Raw genomic sequence first — 11,165 nt, 5'->3', positions numbered from 1 at the left:
TGGACAATTTTCGGCTCTTGCGGATCCGCTCCGTAGCGATTTACACCTATAGTTCCGCGCGTCCCCATCGAGATCAGGAACATAACAATTCCAACGAGGGAGGCCCAAACATCGGAGCGCATGTTACGAGAGCACTAAAAAGCACCCTGTAGGAGGATTCTGAAAGGAATGTAGCTTTCTCTTATCAACTTTTTACGGCTTTCCAAAGTTTGCTAACCACCATCACACCGGCCAGCACCACCGCGCCTGCCACAATTCCCGCCACTGCATTGAGCAGTGTTGGCACGATAAATCCGGCACCACCCGCACTTGCGCTGACACTTTCGATCCAGTGATGAATCACCGGCACGCCATGCGTGAGAATTCCGCCGCCCACCAAAAACATGGCCGCCGTGCCGATCACCGACAAGCTTTTCATCATGTATGGCGCCGCACGCAGTATGGCGCCGCCGATGCTTTTGGCCATCTGACCAGGCTTGTGAGTCAACCACAGGCCCAGATCGTCGAGCTTGACGATGCCGGCCACCAACCCGTAGACGCCGACAGTCATGACGATCGCAATGCCCGACAGCACGATGACTTGTTGAGTCAGCGAGGCACCGGCGACGGTGCCGAGGGTGATGGCGATAATCTCTGCCGAGAGGATGAAATCGGTCCGCACCGCGCCCTTGATCTTGTCCCGTTCAAAAGCCACCAGATCGATGGCCGGGTCGGCAACCGCCTCAACCCGTTGTGCATGCCCGGTCTCGTCTTCGTGCTTACTGTGCAAAAACGTGTGGGCAAGTTTTTCAAAGCCTTCGAAACACAGGTAGGCGCCGCCGAGCATCAATAACGGCGTGACCAGCCACGGAATAAAAGCACTGATGGCCAGCGCGGACGGCACCAGAATCAGTTTGTTGCGAAACGAGCCCTTGGCTACCGCCCACACCACCGGGATTTCCCGCTCGGCGCGCACGCCACTGACTTGCTGGGCATTGAGCGCCAGGTCGTCGCCAAGCACCCCGGCGGTTTTCTTGGCGGCCATTTTGGTCATCAGCGCCACATCGTCGAGCACTGCGGCGATGTCGTCGATCAGCACCAGCAAACTGCTTCCTGCCATGGTCAGGCTTCCCTACACAAATAAAGTGCGCGGAGCATAACGCGCCCGATGCCCGTTACATAAGGTCACTGAAAGTCAGACGCCTCAGTGATCCGCCGACACCTGCCACCCGCCGCCCAGGCTCTGGAACAGCGCCACACTGCCCTGGCTGAGCAGGCCTTGCGTATCACGCCAGTTCTGCTCGGCTTGCAGCAACACCAATTGTTGGGTCAGTACCGCTTGCCGGCTGACCGTACCCGCACTCAGTTGCGCCTCCTGGCTGCCGAACAGTTGCTGATTGCGCTGATACATCTGTTGATAGGATTGCGCTTGTACGTGCAGATGATTAATCGCCGACAAATTGTCCTCGACGTTTTGCAGTGCGCTGAGCACCGTGCCCCGGTAATTGGCCACATCCTGATCGTAGCTTGCTTGCGCCTGTTGCTTCGCCGCTTCCCGGGCGCCGCCGTCGAAAATGGTTTCGGCCAGCGCCGGGCCAAGGGTCCAGATTCGGTTGGGCAAGGAAAACAGGCCACCCAGCGCGGTGCCGCGGTAGCCACCTTCGGCGGTCAGGTCCAGCGTCGGGAAGAACGCCGCTTCGGCGACACCGATTTTCGCGTTAGCCGCAGCCGCCACGCGCTCGGCAGAGACCACATCCGGGCGCCGCTGCAACAGGCTCGACGGCAGGGTGGGCGGCGGCATGGGCAGCACAAAGTTGTAGCTGTGCAAGGCAGGCAAATTGAATTGCGCCGGCGCAACGCCCACCAACACCGCAAGCGCATGCTCGGCCTGCTCACGGGAACGTTGCGAGGTTTGCAGGTCGGCAATCACGGTTGCCAATTGATCTTGCGCGACCAGCAACTGGTCGTTGGTTGCCGTGCCCTGAACGGTTTGCGCCTGAATCATTTCCAGCAATTGTTGGTTGATGGTTTGCTGCTTCTGCAACAGGTCGATGTCGATGTCCAGTTGCCGCAATGCCAGATAGTTGGTGGCCACACTGGCGTCAATAGACAACCGGACGCCGGCCAGCAGTGCATCGGACGACTGCAGCGTTGCGTTACTCGACTCGATACCCCGGCGCACCATGCCCCACAAATCAGGTTCCCAACTGGCGCTCAGTGTGGCGCTCACCGACTGCTCGACACCGCCGGTACTGACGCCGGTCAGGCCGCTGGTGGTGCTGCCACTTGCGCCCCCGCCGACACCGCGCGCGGCAGACAAACCTACGCCAACGGTCGGCCACAACCCGGCACGGCTCGACGCCACTTGCGCCTGCGCCAATCGATAAGCCGCCTCGGCAGCAACGATCGACTGGTTGGCCTTGGCCGAGCGCACGATCAGGTTGTTAAGCACCGGATCCTGATAGGCCTGCCACCATTGACTGTCCAGCGCCCCTTGCGGATTGGCCTGCGCACGCTGCCATTGCGCGCCTTCCTTGAACGTCATCGGCAACTCGATGGTGGGCTTCTGGTAGTCCGGCCCGACCATGCAGCCGCTCAAGCTGATCGCAACAATCAGCGCCATCAAATGGGGGAACGGGCTTGCTCGCGAATGCCGATCAACCTTCAACTTCGGTAGTGCCTGACCTGACGCCTTCGCGAGCAAGCCCGCACCCACAGGGGCTTCGGCCATTGCTACAAGGGATTTACGACCATTCATTTATTGCTCCTTGCGCCGCAGGCGTTGCGACGCCCGGTCGAGCCAGAGGTAAATCACCGGGGTGGTGTACAGCGTCAGCAATTGGCTGAACACCAACCCGCCAATAATCGAAATGCCCAGCGGCCGCCGCAGTTCGGAGCCATATCCGGTGCCGAGTACCAGTGGCAATGCGCCAAGAATCGCCGCCAGCGTGGTCATCATGATCGGCCGGAAACGAATCAGGCAGGCGCGGCGGATCGCTTCCTTGGCGGTCAAGCCAAACTCCCGGCGTTCGGTAATGGCGAAGTCGATCATCATGATCGCGTTTTTCTTGACGATACCGATCAGCAATATCACCCCCACCAGCGCAATGATCGACAGTTCGGTACCGGTCAGCAGCAATGCGATCAGCGCGCCAACGCCCGCCGAGGGCAACGTCGAAAGAATCGTCAACGGATGAACCAGGCTCTCGTAGAGCATGCCCAGCACGATGTACACCGACAGCAGCGCGGCGACGATCAGCAACGGCTCGCTGGCCACCGACGACTGAAACACCTGCGCCGTGCCGGCAAACTGGCCAACGACGCTGGCCGGCATTCGTAACTGCGCCACGGCATTCGACACCAACCCCGTGGCCTGGCCGATAGACACGCCCGGCGCCAGGTTGAACGAAGCCGTTACCGCCGGAAAGGTGCCTTGATGGCTGATGGAAATGGCCGTGCGCCCCACCGAGTAATCGGCAATTGCCGACAACGGCACCAACTGCTTGGCGGTGTTACCCAGATTGGGCGCCGCGGCACTGCCTCGGGTGGTGGCGGTAGCTGCGCCCACCGGCACATAGATTCCCTTGAGCGCCGCAGGATCGGACCAATACGGCGGTGCGACTTCCATCACCACGTGGTACTGGTTGGCGGAACGGTAAATGGTCGACACTTGTCGCTGGCCAAAGGCGTCGTACAGCGTCTGGTCAATGGCCGACATGCTCACCCCCAACCGCGCCGCCGCATCACGATTGACCGTCACGCTGGCCATCAGGCTGTTGTCTTGCTGGTCGGTGTTGATGTCGGTCAGTTGCGGCAACGTGTGCAGCACCGCCACCACTTTGGGCACCCACTCATCCAGTGTGCTCTGGTCATCGGCGGTCATGGTGTATTGGTACTGCGCCCCGCTCTGCCGGCCGCCCACCATGATGTCCTGAGCAGACTGCAGGTACAGGCGCGTGCCGGGCATCTCACCGAGCGTCTTGCGCACCTGGGCGATGACCTGATCGGCACTGTCCTGGCGGTCGGACAAGGGTTTTAGGGTGATGAACAACTGCGCACTGTTGACCGCTCCGCCGATCCCGCCGCCACCACCGACAAAGCCGCCGACCGTGGCGACATTCGGGTTGGTCAGCACCTTGCGATTGATCTCGCTGAAGTTCGACTGGATCGCGCCGAACGAGATGCTCTGCGAAGCGATGATGCTGCCAGACATGCGTCCGGTGTCTTCCTGCGGAAAAAAGCCCTTGGGCACCAGCACATAGAGGACACAGGCCAATACGATCACCAGCAACGTGGTCAGGCCCATCAAAAACGAGTGCTCGATCACCCAGCCCAGCGTGCGATCGTAGAAGCGGTGGAAACGTGAATCAGGGTGTTCGCTGTCACTGTCCGTCTGCCCCTTGGTGCGCAATAGCACGCTTGCGAGCATCGGAGTGACCGTCAGTGAAACCACCATCGAAATAACGATAGCCACCGACAGTGAAATGGAAAACTCGCGAAACAAGCGCCCGACAATCCCGCCCATCAGCAGCAGCGGAATAAACACCGCCACCAGCGAGACGCTGATGGTCATCACTGTGAACCCGACCTCCCGCGCCCCGGCCAGCGCTGCTTGCACCCGGGTTTCACCCTTTTCCAGGTGGCGCATGATGTTTTCGACCACCACGATGGCGTCATCCACCACAAAACCTGTGGAAATGGTCAGCGCCATCAGCGACAGGTTGTTCAGGCTGTAGCCCAGAAAATACATCACGCCAAACGTGCCGAGCAGCGACAGCGGCACAACAATCGCCGGCACCAGCGTGCTGCGCCAGTCGCGGAAAAACGCGAAGGTCACCAGCGTGACCAGGACAATCGAGATCAACAACGTCAACTCGACGTCACGTAACGACGCGCGAATGGTGGTGGTGCGGTCCATCAAGGTGTTGATCTTGATCGCCGACGGAATCGAACTTTGCAAGAACGGCAGTTCGGCCTTCACCGCGTCCACCGTATCAATCACATTGGCCCCCGGTTGCTTGAACACCACCAGCAGCACCGCCGGTTTACCGTTGGACAAGCCGTAGTTACGCAGGTCTTCGACGTCTTCGGTGACCTCGCCCAAGTCCGAGATACGCACCAGATCGCCATGGCTTTGCTTGACCACCAGCGGCCCGTAGTCCGTGCTCTGGTAAAGCATGTCGTTGGCTTTCAGGCCATAGGAGCGGTCGCCCACCGACACGGAGCCCTTGGGCAAGTTGACGTTGGACGCCTGAATCACCTGGCGCACTTGCTCCAGGCTGACGCCATATCGGTTGAGCCGATCCGGGTTGAGGTCTATGCGTACCGCTGGCAATGACGCGCCACCAACCGTCACGTCGCCGACGCCGGTGGTCTGCAACAGACGTTGCTCCAGCAGGGTCGAGGCCACGTCATACATTTGGCCACGAGTAGCGCTGTCCGACGTCAGGGCGAGGATCAGGATCGGCGAGTCGGCCGGGTTGACCTTGCGATAGGTCGGGTTGCCGGACAAATCGCTGGGCAGGTTACTGCGCGCGGCATTGATCGCGGCCTGAACGTCTCGGGCGGCACCGTCGATGTCGCGACTGAGGTCAAATTGCAACGTGATGCGCGTCGCCCCCAGTGAACTGGCGGAGGTCATCTCGGTGACCCCGGCGATCTGCCCGAACTGACGCTCCAGCGGCGTCGCCACCGATGACGCCACGGTACTCGGGTCGGCGCCCGGCAATGAGGCGCGCACGCTGATGGTGGGGAAATCCACTTCCGGCAGCGGTGCCACCGGCAACAGGTTGAACGCCAGCACGCCAAACAACGCCAGCCCGACCGCCAATAACGTGGTGGCAATCGGGCGTTGGATAAACGGCGCGCTAAGGTTCATCGCGGTAGGCCTCAACCGCAGTCGGCCGACGACTGAAACGCCGCTCCAGGCCGTGCATCGCGAGGAAGATCACCGGCGTCGAAAACAGTGTCAGCAACTGGCTCAAGAGCAGGCCACCAATGATCGCGATCCCCAGCGGGTGCCGCAGTTCGGAACCGATCCCGGTGCCAAGAGCCAACGGTACGGCGCCGAACAACGAGGCCATGCTGGTCATCAGGATCGGCCGGAATCGCAGCTCGGCGGCCTGACGGATCGCCGCCACCGGGTCCAACCCGCCCTTGCGTTCTAGCTCCAGGGCGAAGTCGACCATCATGATGCCGTTCTTCATGACAATACCGATCAGCAGCACGATGCCGATCAAACCGATGATGTCGAACTGCGTACCGGTGATCAGCAACGCCAGCAATGCGCCCAGCGCGGCCGATAGCAAGGTGGAAAGAATCGTCACCGGGTGCACGAAACTCTCATACAGAACCCCCAACATCAGGTACACCACGATCACAGCAGCCAGTACCAGGAACACCTGATTGGACAGCGACGCCTCAAACGTCGCCGCCGCCCCTTCCAGATTGGCCTGCACCGACAGCGGCAGGCCAGCCTTGGCTTCGATGTCCTGAAGCCGCGTTACGGCAGCGCCCAGGGTTTGGCGCGGCGCCAGGTTGAACGACACATCGGCATAGGGAAATTGGCCCAGTCGATTGAGGGTCACCGGCGCCCGAATCACTTGCATGGTCGCCATACTCGACAGCGGCGCCACGCCACCCGACGGGATGTCGACGTACAGCCCGGTCAGCAGGTCGGCCAGATTGCGCGGCGGGTGATCGGTGGCGATCACCACGTGATATTGGTTGAGCTGGGTGTAAATGGTCGACACCTGACGCTGGCCAAAAGCGTCGTACAGCACATCGTCGATGGCCTGCGGCGTGACGCCCAAACGTGAAGCGGTGGCACGGTCGACGTTCAGCTGAATCTGATTGCCGAACTGCATTGCCTGACTTTGCACGTCAGTGAACATCGGGTCTTGCTTGATCGCCGCCAACAGCTTGTTGGTCCATAACTCCAGTTCGTCAGGATCGGTGGCCTGCAGGCCCAAACGATAACTGGTGGTCGACACCGTGGCATCGAGAGTCAGGTCTTGCACGCTGTGCAGGTACAGGCGAATCCCGGCATCGTCATCGTTGGCATCGGACAGCCGACGAATCACCACCGCACTGCTGTCACGGTCACCATGTGGCTTGAGGTTGATCAGCAGGTTGCCCTGATTGATGGTCGGGTTGGTCTGATCGATACCCACGAAAGACGACAGGCTCGCCACCGCCGGATCTTTCAAAATGCGCGCCGCCAGCCGCTGTTGTTCAACTTGCATCTGCTGAAAGGAAATGGTCGGCGACGCTTGGGAAATACCCTGGATCAGCCCGGTGTCCTGCGCGGGGAAAAAACCCTTGGGCATGATCACAATAATCAACAACGTCAGGAGCGCGGTGAGCACCACTGAAATCAGGGTCAGGCCACGGTGCAGCAGCACCCAATCCAGGCCTTTGACGTAATAGCCATTGATGCGATCGAAAAAGTCGACCCGGCGTTCTTCCTTTTTGTGCTTGAGCATCCGCGAACACATCATCGGCGTCAGCGTCAGGGAAATCAGGGCCGAGATAACAATGGTCACCGCCACGGTCATGGCGAATTCGCGAAACAGCCGCCCTACGACGTCGCCCATGAACAGCAGCGGAATCATCACCGCGATCAGTGCGATGGACAGCGAAATAATGGTGAACCCGATCTGTTCCGAGCCCTTTAGCGCGGCCTCCATCGGTGAGTCGCCGGCCTCGATGTAGCGGGTGATGTTTTCGATCATGACGATGGCGTCATCGACCACAAAACCGATGGCGATGGTCAGCGCCATCAGCGTCAGGTTGTTCAGGGAAAACCCCAGGCCGTAGGCCACCGCCAGCGTACCCACCAGCGTCAGCGGTACCGTCACGGCAGGAATAATCGTCGCCGGGACATTGCGCAGGAACAGGAAAATCACGATCACCACCAACAGCACCGCCACGCCCAGTTCGTACTGCACATCGGTGACCGAAGCGCGGATGGTTTGCGTGCGGTCGGTGAGCACCGCGACTTTGAGCGTGGCCGGCAGGCTGGCGCGCAGCTTGGGCAACAGTTGTTGCACCCGATCAACCACGTCGATCACGTTGGCGCCGGGTTGGCGTTGGATATTGAGCACAATCGACGGCGTGCTGTCGGTCCAGGCAGCCTGACGCGGGTTTTCCGGGCCTTGGGTGGAAGTGGCAATCTGCGACAGACGGATTGGCGCGCCATTTTTGTAAGCGATCACCAGGTCGCGGTATTCCTCGGCTGACTGCAACTGGTCGTTGCTGCCGATGGAATACGCCTGGTATTTGCCATCAATGTTGCCCTTGGCCTGGTTGACGTTGGCAGTGCCCAGCGAGGTCCGCAGGTCATCAATGGACAGCCCCAGGTTGTTCAGCGCCGAGGTGTTGGCCTCGACCCGCACGGCCGGGCGCTGGCCGCCACTGATGGTCACCAGGCCAACGCCGGTAATTTGCGAAATCTTCTGCGCCAGACGCGTGTCCGCCAGGTCCTCGACCTTGGTGAGCGGCAACACGTCGGAGGTCAGCGACAGCGTCAGCACCGGCGCATCGGCCGGGTTGACCTTGCTGTACACCGGCGGATACGGCAGGTTGGCCGGCAGGAAAGTGCCGGCGGCGTTGATCGCGGCCTGCACCTCCTGTTCGGCGACGTCCAGTGACAACGACAAATCGAATTGCAGGGTCACCACCGATGCGCCGTCGGAGCTGGTGGAGTTCATCGACTTGAGCCCCGGCATCTCGCCGAGCTGACGCTCGAGCGGTGCGGTGATCGACGAACTGATGACCTCGGGGCTGGCGCCAGGGTATTGGGTAAACACCTGGATGGTCGGGTAATCGACTTCTGGCAACGCCGACACTGACAGCAGGTGATAACCGAGCAACCCGAGTAACAACACCGCCACCATCAATAGTGTGGTGGCCACCGGGCGTTCGATAAAAGGGCGCGAGACGTTCATGACTGGCACTTCCTCACTGTGCGACGACCTTCACCGCCGAGCCGTCATCCAGTTTGTCCGCACCCTCGGTGACCACCCGCTCGCCTTGCTTCACGCCATTGTCGAGAATCGCCGAGACGTCGCCCGTGGCCGGCCCGGTCTTGACGTTGCGCAGGCTGACCTTGTTGCCGGGGTCGACCACCACAAACACGAAATCGCCCTTGCTGCCGTGCTGGATCGCCCGGGTCGGGACCACGGTGATTTGTGCCAGCGTGTCGGCCTTGAGCCGGGCATTGACGAACTGATTGGGGAACAGCGCCGTGCCCGAATCATCGAACTGGGCCTTGACCTTGATCGTGCCGGTGCTGGTGTCCACCAGATTGTCCAGCGCCAGCAGGCTGCCGGTCGCCAGCAAACTGTGCTTGTTGCGATCGTAGGCCAGCACGGTGACCGCACCTTTGGCCATCGCCTGATTGATCGCCCCCAAGTCATCTTCGGGCACGGCGAAGATCACCGTCGCCGGGGTCATCTGGGTAATGACTGCGATACCGGTCGTACTGCTGGTGGTGACGTAGTTGCCAGGATCTACCCCGCGCAAGCCGACCACGCCATCGACCGGTGAGGTAATTGTGCAGTAACCGACCTGCACCTCAAGGTTCTGCACGCTACCCTGATCCGAGGCGACCGTGCCTTGCAGTTGTTGCACCAGGGAGGCTTGGGTATCGAGGGTTTGCTGGGTGGTGGAGCCAACCTTGATCAACTCGCGATAACGCGCAAGATCGCGCATCGCATTGCTCAGCAGCGCCTGATCATGCATGAGCGTGCCTTTGGCCACCGCCAGTTGCGCCTTGAGTGCGCGGTCATCGATGCGGGCGATGACCTGGCCTTTGCGCACTTGCTGGCCCTCATTGAATTCGACTGAACTGAGAATGCCATTGACCTGGCTGATCACCGTCACGCTGCGGGTCGGTGTGACCGTGCCCAGCGCGTCGATGTACACCGGCACGTCCTGCAATTTGACGGCGACCGCAGCCACCGGTTCGGCGGGGGGCGGTGGTCTGGTTTTGTGCTGCGCGCTGATCAGGTACAACCACAAGGCAAGCGCCAATAACAGCAGCACGCCGATAACCAGCAAGAACTTGCCCCGCCTGCGTTTATCCATCGCTGCCACTTCCCACCTGATCGCTGCCTAGACTCTAGCAGCGCCTGCGATGGCAGCCAGATCGACGGCACGTTTGTTCAGGCGGGCGACAGACTGATACGACGAGCAGCCCGACCAGGCATTCTTGAGCGCCGCGCGAGGCCGGTGCTACCATGCGCAACCGCCAGTACAGGCAAGGAACCACCTGGTTTATGAGCACTATCCGCGAGCGCAACAAAGAACTGATCCTGCGTGCCGCCAGTGAAGAATTTGCCGACAAGGGCTTCGCTGCGACCAAAACCAGTGACATCGCAGCCAAGGCGGGATTGCCCAAGCCCAACGTCTACTATTACTTCAAATCCAAGGAGAACCTCTACCGCGAGGTCCTGGAAAGTATCATCGAGCCGATTCTGCAGGCCTCGACCCCTTTCAACCCGGATGGCGTACCCAGCGAAGTGCTGAGTGGCTACATCCGCTCGAAAATCCGTATCTCGCGCGACTTGCCCTTCGCCTCCAAGGTGTTCGCCAGTGAAATCATGCACGGCGCCCCGCACCTGAGCCCCGACCTGGTCGAGCAACTCAACAGCCAGGCCAAGCACAACATCGACTGCATCCAGACCTGGATCGACCGCGGCCAGATAGCCACCATCGACCCCAACCACTTGATGTTCAGCATCTGGGCCGCCACCCAGACCTACGCCGACTTCGACTGGCAGATTTCGGCAGTGACGGGCAAAGCGAAGCTCGACGAAGCGGATTACGAGGCCGCAGCGCAAACGATTATCCGGTTGGTGTTGAAAGGGTGTGAGCCAGACTGATACACCGCGTCGGCTTCATCGCCAGCAGGCTGGCTCCCACAGGGGATCACCTTTGATCCACCATTCTGTAGAAGGAGCCAACCTGCTGGACTCCACACTGCAGCTCCTGCAACCACAAATACCCTGTGGGAGCCAGCCTGCTGGACTCCACACTGCAGCCCCTGCAACCACAAGTACCCTGTGGGAGGCTGCCTGCTGGGATCCACACTGCAGCTCCTGCAACCACAAATACCCTGTGGGAGCCAACCTGCTGGACTCCACACTGCAGCTCCTGCAACCACAAATACCCTGTGGGAGCCA

The 11,165-nt window shown here is 60.6% G+C and carries 6 protein-coding genes; 1 reads left to right on the top strand and 5 read right to left on the bottom strand.

Annotated elements, in window-relative coordinates; translation table 11 throughout:
- Window positions 1-184: 184 nt before the first annotated feature.
- From ACQR3R_RS00670 to ACQR3R_RS00650, 5 genes are all read right to left on the bottom strand, one after another.
- Window positions 185-1,099 (bottom strand): DUF808 family protein, encoded by a 915-nt coding sequence (locus ACQR3R_RS00670; protein ID WP_428269979.1) that lies wholly within the window; start codon window positions 1,097-1,099, stop codon window positions 185-187.
- Window positions 1,100-1,183: 84 nt separating this feature from the next.
- Window positions 1,184-2,737, bottom strand: a complete 1,554-nt coding sequence (locus ACQR3R_RS00665) for an efflux transporter outer membrane subunit (RefSeq protein WP_428269978.1) — start codon at window positions 2,735-2,737, stop codon at window positions 1,184-1,186.
- The gene (locus ACQR3R_RS00660) at window positions 2,738-5,857 is read right to left on the bottom strand and encodes an efflux RND transporter permease subunit (RefSeq protein WP_428269977.1); all 3,120 of its coding nucleotides are present in this window, start codon (window positions 5,855-5,857) and stop codon (window positions 2,738-2,740) included.
- The gene (locus ACQR3R_RS00655; protein WP_428269976.1) at window positions 5,847-8,927 is read right to left on the bottom strand and encodes an efflux RND transporter permease subunit; all 3,081 of its coding nucleotides are present in this window, start codon (window positions 8,925-8,927) and stop codon (window positions 5,847-5,849) included. Before ACQR3R_RS00655 ends, ACQR3R_RS00660 begins: the two co-directional genes overlap by 11 nt.
- Window positions 8,928-8,940: 13 nt before the next feature.
- Complete coding sequence (locus ACQR3R_RS00650) at window positions 8,941-10,068, bottom strand: efflux RND transporter periplasmic adaptor subunit (RefSeq protein WP_428269975.1); 1,128 nt, start codon at window positions 10,066-10,068, stop codon at window positions 8,941-8,943.
- Window positions 10,069-10,259: 191 nt separating this feature from the next.
- Here ACQR3R_RS00650 and ACQR3R_RS00645 point away from each other — a divergent pair, with 191 nt between their 5' ends.
- Window positions 10,260-10,865 (top strand): TetR/AcrR family transcriptional regulator, encoded by a 606-nt coding sequence (locus ACQR3R_RS00645; RefSeq protein WP_259500846.1) that lies wholly within the window; start codon window positions 10,260-10,262, stop codon window positions 10,863-10,865.
- The last annotated feature ends 300 nt before the right edge of the window (window positions 10,866-11,165 follow it).

This window comes from Gordonia sp. IEGM753 (assembly GCF_050321825.1).
Taxonomy (GTDB): domain Bacteria; phylum Pseudomonadota; class Gammaproteobacteria; order Pseudomonadales; family Pseudomonadaceae; genus Aquipseudomonas.
The sequence above is the reverse complement of the archived record's forward strand: the minus strand, read 5'-3'. Positions and strand labels throughout refer to the sequence as shown.

Coding starts and splice junctions, on each gene's coding strand:
- ACQR3R_RS00670 (WP_428269979.1), bottom strand. CDS start 1,099: ATGGCAGGAAGCAGTTTGCTGGTGCTGATCGACGACATCGCCGCAGTG.
- ACQR3R_RS00665 (WP_428269978.1), bottom strand. CDS start 2,737: ATGAATGGTCGTAAATCCCTTGTAGCAATGGCCGAAGCCCCTGTGGGT.
- ACQR3R_RS00660 (WP_428269977.1), bottom strand. CDS start 5,857: ATGAACCTTAGCGCGCCGTTTATCCAACGCCCGATTGCCACCACGTTA.
- ACQR3R_RS00650 (WP_428269975.1), bottom strand. CDS start 10,068: ATGGATAAACGCAGGCGGGGCAAGTTCTTGCTGGTTATCGGCGTGCTG.
- ACQR3R_RS00655 (WP_428269976.1), bottom strand. CDS start 8,927: ATGAACGTCTCGCGCCCTTTTATCGAACGCCCGGTGGCCACCACACTA.
- ACQR3R_RS00645 (WP_259500846.1), top strand. CDS start 10,260: ATGAGCACTATCCGCGAGCGCAACAAAGAACTGATCCTGCGTGCCGCC.